Raw genomic sequence first — 19,390 nt, forward strand, 5'->3', positions numbered from 1 at the left:
TGTTCACGCTCAAAGCTAAACGCTCAGACAGGTAGAAAAATATAATAACGAAACACAATGGACTTTAGACGTCTAACCATATAAACTTCCGCCCTCGCCGATTTCAATTATTGCGGGCGATGTAGTTTAAATGCAGCTAATAATGGACTCGTTGGCTGTGGTTAGTTTTTGGGGAGTGCTATGCAGCCACACTTAAATCACACACACGCAAAGCTTTCTTTGCTACCTCTTTTAACCTTTGTTGGCCTGTTCCTGGGCGCAGGTCTGTACCTGCAATCACAGGGCGTCGACTATGCTTTTTATCAGCTACCGGCACCGGTCGCCATATTGCCTGCCATAGTGATCGCGTTCTGGATCAACAAAGGCACCATCAACCAGAGCGTTGAAACCTTCATCAAAGGCGCCGGGCACAGCAACATCATTACCATGTGCTTAATTTACCTGCTTGCCGGTGCGTTCTCGTCGGTGGCCAGTGCCACGGGCGGCGTTGATGCCGTCGTTAATGCCGGATTGTCGCTGATCCCGTCAAGCATGCTATTACCCGGGCTGTTTTTAATTGCCGCCGTGGTTTCGACTGCCATGGGGACGTCTATGGGTACCATAGGCGCGATTGGCCCGATTGCCTATGCGGTATCAGTCAAAACCGGTATCGACCCCGCCCTGATGGCCGGTACCATTGTCTCCGGTGCGATGTTCGGTGATAACCTGTCAATTATTTCGGATACCACCATCGCAGCAACCCGTACTCAGGGTTGTGAAATGAAAGACAAATTTAAAGAAAACCTGAAAATTGCCCTGCCCGCCGCCGCACTCACCGTTGCGTTGCTGGTATTCCTAACCCCTGAGCCACAGGCGGTTGAAACCAAGCCGTTTGACTGGCTGCTGGTGCTGCCCTATGCCTTTATTTTGGTACTGGCTGTGATCGGCATTAACGTCTTTGTGGTGCTCTTTAGTGGTATTATTTTCGCTGCACTGATGGGATTCACCGCCGATTATCAGGGTGCCGCTTTCGTTAAGGACGTATACAAGGGCTTCAGTGATATGCAGGAAATTTTCCTGTTATCTATGTTCATCGGTGGCTTGTCTGAATTTATCCGCGTCAATGGCGGACTGGATTATCTGGCGCATAAGATCCAGGCAATCACGGCCATCATTGCCAAATGGCACAGAAAAGTGGCCGATCAGCTGGGTATTGCCGCATTGGTACTGACCAGTAACCTGTGTATCGCCAACAACACCGTGAGTATTATTGTTGCCGGTCCGGTTGCTAAAAAACTGGCGGATGATGGTGAGATCTCTGGTAAGCGCTCAGCCAGCCTGCTGGATATTTTTGCCTGTGTCATGCAGGGCTCGCTGCCTTATGGCGCACAAGCTTTGTTGCTGGGTGCGACCTTTAAGATCAGCCCCTGGGAAGTTTCTACTTCGTCGTTTTACTGCTTTATTCTGGCGTTTACGGCCATTGCCGTTATATGTTTGCGCCGTCATAAAGACTGATCATCAAACAGAAATGGCATCCTGAGGATGCCATTATTTGTTCTAAACCAATAAAATGCGTGTTTTTATTCCCCTTGTTTGTTGATTTGCGTTTATAATTCAGCTATTTATAACCCCATACACACGAGAAACCATGAAAACACCTCTTTTTTCTGCGCTCACTGCCAGTCTTATGCTAAGTGCTGGTACGGCTGCGGCGGCTGACTGGAGCAACACTCAACTACACCTCAACCACGGTGAATTTAAAAACCCGTTTAGCCAGCAAAAAGCCAATCAGACGATTTATTCTCTGCAACATGCATCCGGTTACCGCTATGGCGATAACTTCTTCTTTATCGACTACAGTAAAGATGATTTAAACGATGGTTATCAGGATGGCGACTTTTACGGCGAGTGGTACTCCACATTTAGCCTGGGAAAACTGACGGACCTGAAGTTTAATGACTCTGCGCTTCAGGACGTTGGGATTGTGATGGGCTTTAACGCCGCGGGCGATGCCAAGGTGATGAAATATCTGCCTGGCGTAAAGCTTTCCTGGAATATCGACGGGTTTAATTTCTTTTCTACCACCCTGACCGGCTATATCGACGACAGTCGCGGCGTGAATGCCGGTGGCGCGCCAAAAGAAACCAACAGTTATATGCTGGATGTGGCCTGGGGCTATCCGTTTACCATTGGCGGACACAGGTTTGAGTTCACCGGCCATGTGGAATACATCACCGGCCGCGACAATGAATTGGGCGGTGATGTGAAAGGCTGGCTACTGGCGCAACCTATTCTGCGCTGGGATCTGGGTCATGCGCTGGAAATGCCAGAAAATCAACTGATGCTGGGTATCGAATGGCAGTACTGGCGAAATAAACTGGGCACAGACACCAACGAGTCAGTGCCTCAGGTTCACCTCGCCTGGACGTTCTAAACCAGGCTTTTGCCGGATCATCTGTTCTGATCCGGCTCTCATTCGTCTTTTTTCGACGTACATCTGTTCTGATCCGGCTCTCATTCGTCTTTTTTCGACGTACATCAGTGATGTATGCGAACATGCAACTCGATTCTCGCCTGCCCATACAGGATTGCCTGGCCCTCAGTTCACAGCAGGCAAAATCACAACTGGAGATACTATTATGAATCGCGCTGCTTTTTAGGAAATGGCTTGATAGCCACTGGCCTGCTTCACAACCTGATCGGTTTATTGATGGGCTGGGACGTTCTCACTGAAATGCATCAGGAAGGCTGGTTCGCCACGACCGTCGCCAACGGCAGTATGCTGTTTGACCGCGAAGCTATTGTCTGGTTTCTAACCTGTGGATGCCTGTTTGTGCTTTTGGGTGTGATGATGCGCTATTTGGGTAAGCATGCCATATCGGTACCACCTGTGCTCGCACCATCATTATTTATATTGGGGTTGGTACTGGTACTCATTATGCCGCTCTCAGGTGCCTACTTATTGATATTACTTTCTGTGTTGCCGTCATTGAAAAGCAGGCTTAACCGCAGCCTGTCGCATGTATAGTTACTTTTTACCTAAAGATGTCACTATTGGTGCCGATTAACATTAAAGTAAGGTTTGAAGCTTTGTATCTCACTCAGTATAACCAAGGAAAGCGTTATGACATTTACTATCCATCAGGCACCCAAAGGCATTTCAGCTTTGCAAAATAAGCCGCTTGTCGCACCCGATACGAACAAAAAAGGTGCCCCTTCAGCAGCGGCCGAGGATAAAAATAGTACCCGGGTTGCCGATACTAAGGAACAATCACACGGCATTACTTTATCAGACGAAGACAAAAAAGTGTTATCAGGCGAAAAAGCCAAAGAGCAAGCGGAGGAGCAAACGGGTTTGCCTCCGCATATCCAAAAAATGGTCGAACGGCTGGAAAAGCTTAAGGAAGAGATATTGAATTTAAAAGAAGAGCTTCAGGCGCTGCAAACCCAGCAAGACCAAGACGATGCAACCAAAGCAATGATAGAAATGAAAAACAACCAATTAGTCCAATTACAGGGGCAATACTTCGAGCTTATGGAGTCCATTCAAAAAGCCCTGAAGGAAGCGGGGATCACAGACCCAGGCATCATTATTCGCGCCATAACCTGAATACGCACGTCTGGATTATCTTAACCAGGCGGCCATGCCACTAACAAAAATACCCGACAGGCTGAGATAACAGACGCCAAAAGAGATACTTCGCATTAGTTTCTGATCTAAGTAGTAACACACCATATGCCCGACCCTGGACAGCAGGTATGTGACAGCTAATCCGTTGAGCAAATCAGGGTGTGTGCCCGAGAATACAGCAAAAAGTACCACCAGTATCAAGATCCCCACTGTTTCGTTGCTATTGGCAAACACTCGGTTACTTCGAAACAACAGCGTTTGCGGGTCCTGCGCGACCGCCACGCCAGGCGGATGCTTTTGCTTAATTGCAATAATATCGACAATCGCCAGCTGAATTAAAAATAGTCCACCCGATAACCCGAGCACCAGAATAGTCAGTTGATATGGGACCAGTAACTCTGTCACGCAGAGCTCCTTATTTGTTTTTATTTTGGGTGCATATACATTGACCTAATGAGTTAATTAATTCAACCAGGTCTTTGAAAAAATCTACAGTCACCTTAATTTTGTCGGGAATACCACCTCAAACGTGCAGCCCTGTGGTACATTGGGTTTGCATTGAATGTTGCCATTTAGTACATAGGTCACCAAGTTAAACACCATGTATAAGCCCAGGCCTGTACTCCCTTTATGGCGCGCAGTAGTATGAAATGGCTCAAAAATCTGCGCAAGTTCAGTCTTGTCGATCCCTTTGCCATTATCTGAAAACAGTATGCTTATCAATTCTTCTTGTTGTCTGACTTGAATCAAAATACGCCCCTCAGCAGTATCGAAGCCATGATCTATCGCGTTTGCAAGCAAGTCTTCGAGTATTTTTTCAAGTGCCTGACCATTACTGAAGATATTGATTGGGTCGTGACAGTCAAGCTCAACCTTTACTTTGCTTTCCTTTATCCTGTATGCCAAAAACGCCTCAATAAAGGATTTCAATTCGATTGGGTCGTTACTGCTGGTATATTCCTGAGCGGATGCCTGCTTAAAACGCTTAACCAGTTGAGCTGCACGGGCTGTATTGCTGTCCACCAGCTGCGCGCTAGACCCTGCAACATCAATAAAAGCCTGGGTGTCGCTCAATGTTAGCTTGCCACTGTCCAGCTGCTCCTTAAAGCTTCGCAAAGACTGAGTTAATACTGAGCTGGCCGTTATGGCTGTGCCAAGTGGTGTGTTGAGCTCATGAGAAACACCGCTGACCAGACGTCCAAGAGACGCCATTTTTTGTGCTTCCACCAGGGTAGATTGCGTTGCGGTGAGTGCTTCAAGGGTATTTGCCAGCTCATCGGCGGATTGTTGCAATCGCTCGGTTCGCTCTTCGACCCGCTTTTCAAGGGATTTATTGAGCTCTGCCAGCGCCAGCTCTGTGGCCTTAAGTTCTGATATATCTTTGATTGTGCCACATGCTCTGATGGCGTTGCCCGCTTCGTCTCGTGCCGTTATTTTGCCTCTGTCCAGCACCCACAACCAGTTACCCTGCTTGTCTTTAACCCGGTAACTCACCTCATAGTAATCACTTTCTCCGCTACAGTGTCTGTTAAACGCCTCTTGTAACCTTGCGTAGTCTTGTGGATGAACGGACGCTTTGAGTGTGCCAAGATCAGAACCAATCTGAGCATCAGGTAACTGCAAATTACCCAGTCGATTATCTCGTGTGATAACCCCCGCAGCCAAATCCCAATCCCACAGTTCATCACCACTTCCCCATAAGGCCAGTCTCAGGCGCTCTTTTGCATCACTCACTTGTTGCAAAGCAAGTTGCTCTATCTTGAGCTGTTTGTTTTTGCTGTACCAAAAATATAAAAAGAAGACGGCGCCAAATGCCAACACTAACGCAATCAGAACAGCGCCTTTTTGGAATGCCTGCTTTTCTATTTCTAAATCTTTAATTCGATTTTCCTGAACCAGGACAGCAATTTCTCGCTCTTTTTCTTCAACATCAAACTCCACACTTAACGCATTGAGCCGATACTGGTTATTCCTACCTTCCCACTCAGTTTGACGCAGTAAATAAGCGTTCAGAGACCTCAGCGCCTCCTGTGTCTGACCAACGCGCTCATAGACCTGCGCAAGCTCGCGATGATATTGCAGGACCAGCGCGTCTCTTTGATGCCGATGGGCAATTTCAATGGCTCTGAGATAGTGCTCAATAGCCTGTTGTGCTTCGCCCCGCTGCAACGATAATTGCGCGAATGCCTGATTAATCTCAGCGATTCGGTTTTCCCACGGTGATCCCAGATATAATGGCAAACTTTTATTAAGGTATTCTTCAGCCTTTTTCAGCTCCCCTGTGTCTATGTACAATCGGCCTAGATCCAAATACGTAGATATGTTGGTGTCAAAGCGATTGATCTCCTGCTTCAAACGCTGTGCTTCCAGAAGGCTATTTTCAGCGTTGCTATACTCTTTCGCTAAACGATATGCAGAGCCTAGGCGATTATAGGTGTGGATCATACCCATTTTGTAGTCCAGGGCTCTCCTGTACGTCAGAGATTTAAGGTACGACTCAATGGCGCTGTTATAGTCACCAATCTCTTCAAAGTAGGTACCCATGTTGCTGTAATAAATACCAAGCTTTCTATCGTCTTTGAGCTGCACCGCCATCTGGATTGCCTTGTTTTGATGGAAAAGCACTTTCTCATACAGATTCATTTTTCTGTACAGAGACGCCAGACTTTGGTGTATCGAAGAGGCCCTAAAGGTGTCCTGTAAATTGCGATATAAATTCAGGCTATGAAGAAAATCGGCCAATGCATCATCAAAACGCATTAACTGTACATTGAGCATACCCGATAATTGTCGGGCTCTGGCGAGATACCTGTCATGCCCTATATTGGCTGCCAGCACCATTGCCGTAGCAAGATCAGCCTCTGCAACTGCGAAATTTTTCTGCCGTGTCGCAACATCTGCAGAGACCAGCCTGGCTAGTACCTGGTTAGTCTCGATACCACTTTGTACTGCCAATACGTTCGCGCGCTGTGCCAATTCTTTGGCCTCGCTTAGCTCACGTTTCGATATATGGGCCCTGGCCAAATGGCTTAACAATCTGGCAGCCTGGTCGGCGTTTGGCTGCTCATTCAGTAAATCCAGGCCCTGCAATCCGTATTCTAGTGACTGGTTAGTATGAAAATGAAAATGATTTGCGACATACTCGATGATCGCCTCAATCTTTTCCTGACCGTTATTTTGCTCAATTTTTTCGGCCATGCTCTCAGCTGTCGCAGAGGGATCCGCCATGCACAATGGGCTAATTGTGAGGCAACACGATAGACACACGATGAGTTGAAAGCGAAATGAGTATTCGGCCATGATACTACCTGTACCAGTTACGTCAGCTGTTTTTAAAGCTGACATCAACTGTAAACATTAATTGAACCATTGAGCTAGGTGACTTTTTATTCGCTCAAAAACTCAAATATACAAGGCAATATGCATATTAAAGCAGGAGCCTGAGCCAAAACCGATGGAGGTCACAAAGCACTGCCAGCGTTTTTCCAACACAGGACCAAGCCTAAGTGCAGAACAAACGCATCCGTCAAACAATCACTGCTCGCTGATATTTTTGTTACACCTTAAATTTAGATGTTGAACTAAGTAAGTTGTCAGACAGCTTGTGCAAACTCTGCGCGACATCACCAACCTGGGATAGTGCATTCATAGTTTCTTCAAAAGAACTGTGCATATTTGACACATTGGTAACTACCATTGCTGCAACAGAAGTTTGCTCCTCTGTCGCTGTGGCAATTTGAGAGTTCATTCCATTGATTGCGAGGATCTGCTCTGAAATCAACTGAATAGATGCACCAGTAGCTTGCGCGGCTTCGGCATTGTTGGTCGCCATGTCCCGGGCGCTATTCATGGCCTTAACCGAATCGGATGCAGCAACGGTCAATACATTAATAAGTTCTCGTATTTCATTGGTAGACTTTGCTGTACGTGATGCGAGCTCCCTGACTTCGTCAGCGACTACCGCAAAGCCACGCCCCTGCTCTCCAGCCCGAGCAGCCTCTATTGCCGCATTGAGTGCCAACAAGTTCGTTTGTTCAGCGATAGAGGTGATCACATTTAGGATCTGCGTCACGTTTTGAGTGTCATCCGCCAACTTATTAATGGTGCTGGCAGCCTTGTTAATCTCAGCACTCAGCTCCTGAGACTGGGCCACCGACACATCAATTTGCTTCATACTTTCGTCAACAGCCCCTTCGGCAAGCTCGGCGGCCTGAAATGCACTGGCAGCCGACTGCGAAATATCTCCTACACTCTGTTTCATTTCTTCCATTGATTGCCTGACAACTTCTGCATCGCTGGACTGCCTTTGTGTGGCATGTTCCGCAGACTTCATGCCTTCAACGAGCCGCGTCGAGTTTTTGGTTAACGGCTCCACAACAGCAACCACATCAACCACAGTTGCTCTTAGCAAGCTAATGAATGAATTAAAATTTTTCGACACCTGACCAATTTCGTCACCTGAGTGTACGGTCAGTTGCGAACTGAGTGAGCCTTTTCCCTCTGCAAGCAGGTGGAGGTTACTGGCAGCTTCTTTTGCCGCGGAGCTAATTCCACTGGCTATCAGTACAGCTAAAATAATAACAATAATCAGAGACACAATCGCAACAATAAACATCATTCCCAGCGCGCTGTCAGCATTCATTTTTGTGTTGTTAACCAGCTCAAAGAAACGCGCATCGGCGCGTTTTTGATCATCACCGAGTCGCTGCATCACACTTTCAAACAATGCTCTTTTTTGGTTTGCTTTTTGCGGTAGTGTTGAAAAGTCTGCTGTACCATCGAGCATGCTGGAAGCTATATTTTTGGCGATTGATTCGTACTCCTGAATGTCATCTATCGTGGAAGCGGTTGGGAAATTGTCGTTTAATGCGGGAATTTGACTCAAACTCTCCCGTAACTCAGCACTCATAGTCTGTGCCTTTTCTATCAGTTCGGCATCGCCAAAGGTCACTGACTGGGTGTAGGTTTCATCTATGGTTTGCATCGTTGTGACATTCTTTGAGGTCAAAATCAGGAGTTTGTAAGTTTGATTTTCCAGTTCGTCCAAAGAGCGTTGATTTTCCAGCAAAGACGTGTAATTAATCATCACCAGTACAACAAAAGCTGCAACGGCCACTATGGTAAGAGCATGTATTTTCTTGGAAATACTTAAGTTTTTTAAGCCAGAAAGTATCGACATATCACACCTTGTAAACTGACGCCAAAATAGCGTTAAAACGATTCTGATGTACAACAGGCCAGTCGAATTCCTTGCGCCTACCAAATTAGGATACACCTATCACAATAAAGCTTAGCGCTGTTCGTAATTTATTCAATAAAACTTTCTTTTTCGCATATTTAACTATAATTAGCCGTGCCAACAACACGAGTTTAGCGGAGCTATCCATGAAACTAAAATATACTCTCCTGGTCGCAGCTTTATCGTCGACAGCGCTTCATGCCGAGGTCAACATATCCGGGTTTGCCAGTATCACCGGCGGCCAGGTACTCAGTGGATCGGGCGTGCCTCAATTTGGTCTCGAGCCCACTTTTCTGGCAGATTACCCTATCGTCAGTGCTTATAAAGAAGACTTTTCATTATCGCCTGAATCCTTGATTGGGCTGCAGGTGAGCGGTGATCTTGGTGAGGGGTTAACCGTCACAGGCCAAATTGTTGCCCGGGGTGCTAATGACTATGACGCAGAATTTGAATGGGCATATGTCTCGTACGAAATCAACGATAGTTGGACACTGCAAGCCGGTAAAAAACGCCTTCCGTTGTTCTATTATTCTGACTTTTATGACGTAGGTTTTGCCTATGTGTGGATGCGGGCACCTGCCGACAACTACACCTGGCAAATATTTAACTATGAAGGGGTTAACCTTTTATACAGTGGTTCGATCGGGGATTGGGGAGTCTCTGCCAATGTTTATACTGGACGTGAGGATGACACTGAAAACAAGCTGTTATCTGAGTTTTTCTTCCAGACACCTACGCGAGAGATTTGGGAAGATATTTTAGGTGGGGTGGTTCAATTCAGCTATAACTGGCTCGAACTTCGGGTAACCCACATGCGCTATACCAACAAGCGTTTTCGCAATGGCGAGCCAGAAATGTGGAATGGCTCGGATTCTCGGGATGGCAAGTTTTATGGACTGGCTGCCAATGCCGACTTTGGCAATGTCTTTATTTTATCGGAATTTAACCGCCTGGATCTGGATGGCGATCTGGATACCTATATGGTCAGTGCCGGATATCGCTTTGACAGTATCACCCCCTACATTATGTATTCTAACTTTGAACAAAAAGACGGAGACGACCCTGAAAAACATGACACTCGCGCCGTTGGGGTAAGATGGGACTTCCATCCATCTGCGGCCTTTAAAGTACAATACGACAAAGTCGAGGACGACTCCACTGCACTGGCAGTCGCTGGCGACAGCGAATCACTCACACTTGGTATTGATTTGGTTTTTTAGGGGAAATGACATGAAAAATTTAATAAGTGTAGTGCTATTGTCATCAGCTTTGAATGCCTATGCAGGCGTATCTGTGATTGTTCATCCCAGCAATGGCAGTAGCTTTGATACCTCAACGATAAACCGTATTTTTACTGGCAAAGAGAAGTCTTTTTCCAATGGCAATAAGGCAATCCCGGTTTCACAAGAAGCAGGTAATCCGATCACCGATGAGTTTAATAATAAAGCGCTTAATAAGTCTTCAGCACAGCTCAAGGCATACTGGTCTAAACTCATTTTTACAGGTAAAGGTACGCCACCCAAAGAGGTCTCTAATGATGCCGAAGTGATCAAAATGGTCTCAGCAAACCCAGATACAATTGGTTTTGTCTCATCCGACTCAGTCACGGATGGCGTGAAGGTCGTGCAGCAGTACTAACTGAATATGCAAGTTTGTACACCCTGTTTCAAAATAAAAAACCGGATTCAATAATCCGGCTCAGATTGATGATAAACCTCACTTTTTTTAAGTGGGGTTTATTTTTTCAGTCGTCAGATGGTATTTCTCCGGCGCTATTGAGCATACAACACTATGGCATCAAGCTCATCGAGCAAACTCTCAACAAATTTACTGGTCACTGTCGATTCCATTCACTGAAACTATTAGGCGCTTCCAACTTTGAATTGCGCACTCACGCCTTTGCCAATCCCATTATTTCATTGGTGCTAAAATCATACTCATGCCAGGTTGCAAAATAGGATGGCAGAACGACTGGACATAGAACTTTTGTACATTATACACACTTGGGATTTGTTATTTTTATGTAAGCAACCATACTTTCAAGCATTCACTTGTAACCATAAGGAAGTATTAGAATGACACGCACCAAGATAACTGTTCTTTCGATTGCAATTGCAATCAGCATGACCGCCTGCACTTCTACATCAAATAAATCAAATGTGGCCGTTGCAGATAATATTCACTCTCTTCTTTGTGAATCCCAACACAGGCAAGCCCGGTTTGTTAACGAAGCGCAAGCTATGCAATTATCCAAAAAGGATGCACTAAAGCTCTACAAATTAAGTGGCGCAGATAAAAAGGATGTAGTCACAGGCTTTGCCATCGCAGCGGACAGACCACCCACTGTGCAACGGGCGATTGAACGATTGCAAGACAAACCTACCGAAAACGCTTTTTATATTGAAGTAGATATCCAAAATCTTGGTGGGCTTAATCAGGTGCTTGGCCATTCGGGCGCAGATAAGGTCTATCGCCAGATGGCAAGTTTAACCAAACAGCAAATAGCCTTGTTGGCAGCCGACTCCTGTGACTTTCGTCACGGCGGCGATGAATTTAGCTTTATCGTCACCGGTGAAGGCCTTACCATTTCACACGTTGAACACGCACTGAGTACAGCGAGTAAAAACATTAAGCTATACGCTGAAGAGCAGAGCCTTTCCGATATTGTCCACCCCAAACACAAAAACGACCCATCTAAATCTGGCACAGGCATAATTTATGGGGTCAGCCAGCTCCATGCAAAAGCAGAAATTGATACTGTATTTAGCACAGCAGACACCATAGTAGAGAAGAAAAAGTTGCAGTGATTGTTCAAACCTGAACATAAGATGAGGCTGTCTTGGCAACGCCCAGTAATTACAGCCTTAAAATATAAAATGGCCCATTACCTTCTACTTTTACAGCCGCACACCATTTGTAATACCAGCCAAAAGAACGGCCACGGTCTCAGTTGTTAGTTCCGCTCCCCCGGCTAATTTCACCATTTTGTGTGGTCCTCAATGCGTTTTTTAGCACCGCTGTCTAGTCATATTTAAAAGCGCTAGTGACGTTCAGTTTAGGTGTAACCTTATCTGTCATGGTGCTATTGCTGACGGTGATCCAGACTCCTGTATCTACATAAGGCCTTGACGACCAGACACTCCCGACACATCCAAACCTGCCGCCAGGCTGAAAGTTACGCAATGAATCAAAGTAGGTACCATCACTGCTAAGTGCTACCCAATGCAATGTTTTAACTGGGGTTTGGACCAAAACTAAATTCAGTTCATCAGCTTTAGGGATCGGCATAGTTGGTTCGGCTGAGGTATAGCCATTGCCGAACATAAATGCCAAAACCTTCTCAGGACTTGTGCTCAGACCTAGCAATTTAATTTGGTCTTGTGCCAACTTAAAAAAGTTACTCTGCGCTTCCTTTGTGACAAAAAGTTCAGCATTCATCCCCAATTTGCACGCCACTTCAGTGACCCGCTGTGGCACGCTGCCTCCTTTTTCAATCTCTGCTGGAACGCTTCTAACGTCAAAGAAATTTTGTATTTCTTCTACATCAAAGCGCGTTAGTTTATAAAGTTTGAGTGCCAATGTAGTGAAATTGTCATCATACTTTAAAGTAGCACTGCGCACACATCCCTCATGTGATGTTAATAATATCTCTTCATTCCTGGGCAATAATCCCAAAGTTGCAGCAGCCGCAGTCAAACTATAGGCAGCGCAGTATTGCGACGTTAGTGGCTGAGTCATACTCAGACGTATCAAATCAAATGGTGAAGGAGAAAAAGCGTGAGCCAGTTCATTGAGATTATCAAATTGTTCTTGTGTATTAGGCCGTTCATTGATATTGAGTTTTCCGATGTGACTTAAGCTGGTATAGGTAATGATAGCCATGAATTGTCCTTTTATGTGTGAAGTACTGTTCAATCATAAATCACATATTCAAAGAAGCCATTACATACTATTACATCAACATTTTTCCTTTTTCGAGGCGATCATGAACACAATGTCGAGACAAAAATAAGGTATTCACCCAGCACACTATTCACATCCAGCTAACCACGGTGTGAGCACTCTTCGTTAACAATCATTGACCAAAGATAAGCTCAGCCCTGAATTCATCGTCAAAACTGGCCCGAACGCACTTGCCACTTATGAACCTTTGCGACCTCTTTAATTACGCTCTAATTATCCACGCCTTTAAAGACAACCTCTTGTGTTTCAAGGGAGAAGGTTTTGCCATTGTCCAACTCAATCTCGATATAAAAAGTCATACTCGCTGGATAGTCTGGCCCGGTATTCAATATCAAATTACGTGTAAACCCGGCGTTTAGCCCGCCATTGGCCTGACCATATTGCACATACTCCTCAACCGTAAAAAACGTTTTCGTCTCGTTTTTGTAGGTGTAGTACTTATTCAGTGCATCAGCGTAAGTTACCGAGAATAGAGCATTTAGATTGCTACCAGATGGATAGGCCTGGCTAAAGTCTGTGGCTGAGGTGATCTTAATAGAGACGATGTTTTCTTCTGTTTGAGGCGGTACGGGCGACAAAGCATAGGCTTTTGTGATCAATGAAAACGAATGAGGTATATCAAGCCAGGATGCCGTTGTAACCGACATCGTTTGCGTATCCAGACCAAAAACAATGTCCTGGTAGGTCACTTCCCCAGTACCCTGATAGGGTGTGTCTCGATTATATTCAGGGTTTTGCGTATCTTGTTCCGCCAGTCGATTGTAAACGCGAACTTCAAATCCTTGGGTGACTATTTTGGATTTTTTCGCGCTGGGCTTAGGTGGCACATCCGGCCCGGGCGTAGTGCCATTGCTACCCGAACCGCAACCAAGAAGCATGCCCGATAGCGCCAGTGCGCACAGTGTAAGTACCTTCATTGTTTGTTATCCTTACTCTACTTCATCACCATATTCTATCTGTATGGATTTGGGTAACAATGGATTACGTGTTATTAAATGTTACCCTTTGCTCAGTAAAACGAACTATTCAATTGATTCGGGCCCGGGGCAAACGCAGCTCAGGCCCTTGTTGTTAGTTACTTGCAATCTCCTTTGTCTTTCCACACAGCCCAGCGGCTAGCATTGTCGGCCGGGTTCTGATTGCGTGTCCACCACTTAGCCTGAAACAAGCGTCCGTCGTAACTCACCTGATCGCCGGCGGTATAAACCGTATTGGCGGACCAGACTGCGACCCGACAACCGGGTGTCTGCGTTTTGACGCTTATGTTGTGCGTGGCTGAGCGAGTTTGCAGCCCACTCTTATCGCTGGCCACGGCATATATCTCATACGCACCCGCTTCGCTTAAGGTCACCGAGGCTGAGTAAGGCTTTGTATGACTGCCTGCCCCCTGTTTGCCATTAACAAAATAACGGACTTGAATCAGGTCGCCATCTTTATCAGAGGCGCTAACCTGCAGTGCGATTGGCTGCCCCGGAGCAAACTCACTGCCATTTTTGGGGCTGTTCAGGGTTACTTCTGGCGTATGGGTCTCACCAGGCGCTGCACTCACTTTAATTGTGCGTGTTGCCACCGCAGAGCGGGCATCCTTGTTATCTATGGCAACCGCACTCAGGATGTACTCTCCAGCCTGTTTCGCGTCAAAGTTAAATACATAAGGTGCCTGAATAAGCTCAGTCAGCAACTGTCCATTAACGCTAACTAATATCTGTTTAATTGTGCCATCTCTGTCGGTTGCCTTTAATGCCACCGCTACTTTGCTGCCTTCACTCACCTCGAGGTCATTGTCTGGTGATAAGAAGGTCAGTTCAGGCACCTGGTTTGGTTGCTCCGCAGTGACACCACACTCGACGCCGCGCTGCCACACGCCCCAGGAACCTGAGTTATGCGCTGGGCTCTGGCCTCGGTTCCACCATTTGGCTGTATATTCAAAGCCATCAAAGGACGCTTTATTACCCTGGACATAGACCTGACTTTCTCTCCACTGGGGTGTCTGGCATTGCGCAGGGTCAATTAAGGTAAAGCGCACGGGCTCTGAGGTGACTGTCAGTCCTTCGTTGTCTTCTACAATCGCGCTGATTTGATAGGTGCCGGTTTCATCGCTTTGCCAGTTTATTTCATAAGGCTCAGCGGTTAATGTCCGATATTGATCGCCGTTTACAACAAAAGTGACTTGAGCAACCTCACCATAATCATCCTTTGCATCAGCACTGAAAGTCAGCGCTGAGTGAATCTTAAAGCGACTGCCCTCGCCCGGGTTTGTTATGCTAATTTCTGGTGCTTTATTTTCTGTACAGGCAAAGACCCCCACTTGTTTAAATGCAGCGCCAACCGCTTTAATGTCGTAACCCAGCTCCTCGGCAGCATCTGTTACCCCGCAAGCAAGCGACTCAAAATTGCCGTTGTAAACCCAGTAGTGTTTGTTGGCATGCAACATCACTTCATAGGCTTTTTTCACGCCCCAGCCGGGTGTGTTTGCCAGATGATAAAATGCTTTATTAAACACCCCAGAGCTATAGTGAACATCCAGCCCTGGGGTGTAATCATCCGCATGACCAATCGACTTGCCATCTTTGGTTGGATCATCCATATAGCGCAGCGCTGTGCGGTTTTTGAAAATACTGGCACCAATTAACCAGTCTACTTCGCAGCTGCCATCGGCGTCTTGATTCAAAAAGCACTCCAGTGCTTCCGATGTCATATCTGAAAACGCTTCGTTTACACCGCCGGACATACTGCTGTATACCAGCTTGGAGTTTTGTGACGTCACACCATGGGCAATCTCATGGGCGACCACGCCCAGTGATGTAAAGGGGTATACGCCATAACGCGACAAGTTACCGTCGCCAAACGTCACTTCCTTGCCATTCCAAAATGCATTGAGGTAATTTTCACGGTAGTGCACCCGCATCACCAAATCGCCTTCAAGCGCGCGGCTGCTGTACCAGTCATCAAACATCTCCAGCGTTGCTTTACCATAATACATGGCATCATTGAGCGGAGAATAGGCGCCATTGACTGACTTGTGTTGGTTCTCATGGCAATCAAACACAAAGGTCTCTGTATTACTGATGTCGTGTTTCATGTCGATCACGCGAATATCATCATGCGCCAGGGCACAACGACCATCGTCATGCTCTGTGGCATAAAACTTGGGCTTATCTTCGCCGTAATAATGGCGGCCGATTTTCTCATTGCCGCCGGGGCCCGTACCAATTTTGCCGTGGGTCAAGGTTTCAACATGACTCAACACCTCTGCACTATGGGCATCAATAAAGAACTCCGGCCGGCTGGGCGCTTGCTCTGTCTCAGCAAAGAAGGTGATCATGTATGCTAACCTAAAGCCATCCTGATATGGGTAAACCACCAGTTCAATCTGCTCATCCTGAGTCATAAGAAGATCCGGGATACTGGCTTTTGCGCTGCGTAAAGCTTGCGCTTCATCAATTGACGCTACCACTGAATCCAGCTTAGGCGCCGGGACCACGGAACCACTGACACCCGTAATATTCCCCTCAGGGGCAAACCACACACTAAACAGGTTTTGCGCATCATGATGGGTGACGATTTCCCCACCATGTACCCGTATACCCTGATAATACTGGCTACGACGCAGGTGTTTGCCATCTTCGCTGCGACTATGGGTTTTAAATTCAAAGCCAGGCATAGTGCTTGCCTGACGGGACTGGAAAAAGCGCGTTGACTGCTGCAACTGTTCGATCAGCTGTGATTCCAGCTGCTTGTTACTGTGGACACTGATCGGGGCGGTGTTTGCAGTAGCGCCAAACACGCTGACTGCGGCGAGAAAAGACGCTATGGGTGATAACTTATACATGATTTTACTCTTATTGTTCGTTGTTTTTATTTATCTGTTAGAAGCGCGTCCCTGCGCTGTTTAGGGGTTATCCGTAAGCGTGCGTTAATTTATAGCTTGCGCCAGACACCATTGCTGCCAGGCGACTGACCTCGGGTCCACCAGCGCGCCTGCCAGGTTTCACCGTTATGCATAACCTTATCACCGCCGGTATAAACCAGGTCACTGCGCCATGCACGCACTTTGCCATCGTCTGGAATGATCTCCTGCCACACACCACCATTGGCAGGCAGCGCGCCCCTTGTCCACCAGCGAGCGCGATATTCAACGCCTTTGTAAAACACCTTGTCGCCGCCTACATACACTTTATTGGCATCCCAGGTGGTGTTGCCGTCACCTGGAGTCGGCTCAGGTGTGTCAGCCAGATTTTTCACGGTAACGTTAAACTGACGCTGCACTTCATGAACGCCATCGCTGACGGTCACAGTGCCGGTCACAGTCTGTGTTTTCTCCACTTCAGAGGCGTTCAGAGTGACAGATGCGCCCTGGCCGCTGATGGTATGACCCGGCACATGCCAACGATAACTCAGTGTTTTACCTTCCGGATCAGTGGCGCCCACAGTCAGCGTTTTGCTGGCCTTTTCATCCAGGCTAATACTCGCTATGTCTCCAACAACGGGGGCTTTATTTTCAACCACCGGCGCTTTTACCAGTACTTTGACTTGTCGCTGTACCTGGTTCACCCCATCGGAAACCTGCAAGTTAACCGTATACACCGCATCCTGAGTGACATTCGGCGCCGTTACGATAACGCTGTCATCCTCGCTTTGCAGATTCAGTTGAGCATCACCTGACCAGCGATAGGTCAGAGCTTGACCTTCGGGGTCGCGTGCATCGGCAGTCAGAATATAAATGTCACCCGCCGCCAGCGTCAGGTTAGTTGGCATAGTGACTACTGGTGCTTTGTTCACGGGCACCGGCTCAGTCGCTTTCCCTGCCAATCCTTCGTGCATCGCATTGAGAATATCACCGTTATCGGCATCAATTTCCCAGGCGAACAAACCACCCAGATTATGCTCACGGACATATTGCCCCTTGGCTCTGACTGAACGCGGGCTGTCATAGGTCACCAGCGTGCCGGTATCGCGATTCCACACATAGGCTGCTTCGGCGGTGGTGTCATAACCCACTTCAAAGCCATTAATGCCCTGCTCACCACTGCCAATCATGTGCGCCTTTAGACCTTTATAGTCAATGACACCGGCTTCCCAAACGCCCTGTGACATGCTGCCTCGTAACTTACCATTGGCCGGTGCCGTCATCGGGTTATCTGCAATTTGGGCATTGTTCGGATAAACACCTTCCCAGCCACGACCGTACATGGCTGCACCGACGACCAGCTTTTCGCTGGGAACGCCTTGCTTGAGTAATAACTGAATTGCATTATCCAGGGTATAAGCAGGGCCTTTTCTTGCCTCCCCTTGCTCATCAACACCCGTGCCCCGGCATTCATCTGAACTCAGATGTGAACCACAGTAAATGCCCGTCTGATGGCCTGTTTCGTTGTTCCAGCCACCGTAAAAGTCATAGGTCATGGCAAAGATGTAATCCATGTACTGCGCAGCATCGCGATAATCAACATCTTCGATTTTGTCCCAGCCGGTACCAATGGCCGACGTTAATTCGTATTCACGACCGGTTTGAATTTCCAGCTCGTCCAACATCTCTCTGAGCTCTTTCATCAGTAATACATAGGTTTCGCCATCCGTGCTGGCACCCAAATCAGGGTGAGCACCATCACCACCGGGGAACTCCCAGTCAATGTCCACACCATCATAGAATTTCCAGGTCGTCAGGAACTCGCGCATTGACTTTACAAAGGTGTCGCGGTTTGCCTTGTCCGTGAAATCAAAGAAGGGATCGGATAAAGTCCAGCCCCCTACCGAAGGTAAGATCTTCAGATCCGGGTTACGCTGTTTAAGCGCCATTAATTGCGCATAGGTGCCACGAATTGGATCTTTACTGCTGATCCCAGGCAGTGCCTTTTGCACCGCAGCCCAGGGGTCATGGATCACCACTTCATAATCTTCAGAGCTGCCACACGCCAGCTTTAACGCGCGCAGACTATTGCCATTTTCAATTTCTGCCAGCGAGTCATTCGGACCACAAATAGGAATAAAGCCATATAAAAGGTGGGTCAGGTTATCCGCCGGGATTTGGGTCACATCAAAGCTTCGGCCGTATATGCCCCACTCGACAAAATAAGCACCCACCACGGTATTGGGGTCAGTGTCATACTTTTTGTTATTGGGATTGACGTTCAGCTTGAGTGGTTCCAGGTGCCCGCCATCGGTATCCGCAATTACGATGGGCTTACTGGCAGAGGTGGCGCAGCCCGACGCATCACACAATGCAATGCGCAATTCATGCCGCCCTGATTTATGATAGGGGAAGCGGATCACCCCACTGGTGGTACCTTTCGCCAGCGGCCCTTCATTAACCACCTCGTCATCAAAGTACACTTTGTAACTGTCACCCCCTTTTCCCGACCAGGCATTCCATTCGATAGCGATATCCACTACCTCTTTGGCCTGGATCAGCTGTTTGTAGGAGCCTCTGCCATATATGTTCACATCAACAAAGGAGTAGTTTTGTGGTTTCCAGTTGATGCTCGGGGTTGATGGTGCAGCGACTGCTGTCGCTACCGATAAAGCTGACGCGACCGCAGCCGCACTGATCAAATAGTTAAACATGTTTTTTCCTCGTT

The 19,390-nt window shown here is 47.3% G+C and carries 14 protein-coding genes; 7 read left to right on the top strand and 7 right to left on the bottom strand.

Features of this window, described 5'->3' with window-relative positions; translation table 11 throughout:
* The first annotated feature begins 180 nt into the window (after window positions 1-180).
* The 4 genes from MHN33_RS08720 (at window position 181) to MHN33_RS08735 (ending at window position 3,589) form a co-directional block, all read left to right on the top strand.
* The gene (locus MHN33_RS08720) at window positions 181-1,494 is read left to right on the top strand and encodes a Na+/H+ antiporter NhaC family protein (RefSeq protein ID WP_239397596.1); all 1,314 of its coding nucleotides are present in this window, start codon (window positions 181-183) and stop codon (window positions 1,492-1,494) included.
* Window positions 1,495-1,627: 133 nt separating this feature from the next.
* Window positions 1,628-2,413 (top strand): nucleoside-binding protein, encoded by a 786-nt coding sequence (locus MHN33_RS08725; RefSeq protein ID WP_239397597.1) that lies wholly within the window; start codon window positions 1,628-1,630, stop codon window positions 2,411-2,413.
* A gap of 114 nt (window positions 2,414-2,527) precedes the next feature.
* On the top strand, window positions 2,528-3,007 hold the full coding sequence (locus MHN33_RS08730; protein ID WP_275442717.1) for a DUF6463 family protein: 480 nt from the start codon (window positions 2,528-2,530) through the stop codon (window positions 3,005-3,007).
* 96 nt (window positions 3,008-3,103) lie between these two features.
* Entirely contained in the window at window positions 3,104-3,589 is a 486-nt protein-coding gene (locus MHN33_RS08735) for a hypothetical protein (RefSeq protein ID WP_239397599.1), read from the top strand.
* A 15-nt stretch (window positions 3,590-3,604) separates the two neighbouring features.
* Here MHN33_RS08735 and MHN33_RS08740 read toward each other — a convergent pair whose 3' ends face one another.
* The 3 genes from MHN33_RS08740 to MHN33_RS08750 form a co-directional block, all read right to left on the bottom strand.
* Window positions 3,605-4,015: an MAPEG family protein gene (locus MHN33_RS08740; RefSeq protein ID WP_239397600.1), complete on the bottom strand. Its 411-nt coding sequence runs from the start codon at window positions 4,013-4,015 to the stop codon at window positions 3,605-3,607.
* Window positions 4,016-4,105: 90 nt separating this feature from the next.
* Window positions 4,106-6,808, bottom strand: coding sequence for a tetratricopeptide repeat protein (locus MHN33_RS08745; protein WP_239397601.1), 2,703 nt, complete (start codon window positions 6,806-6,808; stop codon window positions 4,106-4,108).
* 358 nt (window positions 6,809-7,166) lie between these two features.
* Window positions 7,167-8,789: a HAMP domain-containing methyl-accepting chemotaxis protein gene (locus MHN33_RS08750; protein WP_239397602.1), complete on the bottom strand. Its 1,623-nt coding sequence runs from the start codon at window positions 8,787-8,789 to the stop codon at window positions 7,167-7,169.
* A gap of 206 nt (window positions 8,790-8,995) precedes the next feature.
* Between MHN33_RS08750 and MHN33_RS08755 the strand changes: the two genes are divergently transcribed.
* The 3 genes from MHN33_RS08755 (at window position 8,996) to MHN33_RS08765 (ending at window position 11,656) form a co-directional block, all read left to right on the top strand.
* Complete coding sequence (locus tag MHN33_RS08755; RefSeq protein WP_239397603.1) at window positions 8,996-10,069, top strand: porin; 1,074 nt, start codon at window positions 8,996-8,998, stop codon at window positions 10,067-10,069.
* 10 nt (window positions 10,070-10,079) lie between these two features.
* Entirely contained in the window at window positions 10,080-10,487 is a 408-nt protein-coding gene (locus MHN33_RS08760; protein ID WP_239397604.1) for a phosphate ABC transporter substrate-binding protein, read from the top strand.
* Between the two features lie 602 nt (window positions 10,488-11,089).
* Window positions 11,090-11,656, top strand: a complete 567-nt coding sequence (locus tag MHN33_RS08765; protein WP_239397605.1) for a diguanylate cyclase — start codon at window positions 11,090-11,092, stop codon at window positions 11,654-11,656.
* A gap of 214 nt (window positions 11,657-11,870) precedes the next feature.
* Here the strand turns inward: MHN33_RS08765 and MHN33_RS08770 are convergent, their stop codons facing one another.
* From MHN33_RS08770 to MHN33_RS08785, 4 genes are all read right to left on the bottom strand, one after another.
* The gene (locus tag MHN33_RS08770) at window positions 11,871-12,731 is read right to left on the bottom strand and encodes a hypothetical protein (protein ID WP_239397606.1); all 861 of its coding nucleotides are present in this window, start codon (window positions 12,729-12,731) and stop codon (window positions 11,871-11,873) included.
* 290 nt (window positions 12,732-13,021) lie between these two features.
* A complete protein-coding gene (locus tag MHN33_RS08775) occupies window positions 13,022-13,729 on the bottom strand; it encodes a hypothetical protein (RefSeq protein WP_239397607.1) in 708 nt (235 codons plus the stop codon).
* A gap of 158 nt (window positions 13,730-13,887) precedes the next feature.
* Entirely contained in the window at window positions 13,888-16,644 is a 2,757-nt protein-coding gene (locus tag MHN33_RS08780) for an Ig-like domain-containing protein (protein WP_239397608.1), read from the bottom strand.
* A gap of 89 nt (window positions 16,645-16,733) precedes the next feature.
* Window positions 16,734-19,376, bottom strand: a complete 2,643-nt coding sequence (locus tag MHN33_RS08785; protein WP_239397609.1) for a glycosyl hydrolase family 18 protein — start codon at window positions 19,374-19,376, stop codon at window positions 16,734-16,736.
* Window positions 19,377-19,390 lie beyond the last annotated feature (14 nt).

Origin of the sequence: Pseudoalteromonas sp. OOF1S-7 (assembly GCF_022347765.1) — a bacterium.
Classification (GTDB): domain Bacteria; phylum Pseudomonadota; class Gammaproteobacteria; order Enterobacterales; family Alteromonadaceae; genus Pseudoalteromonas.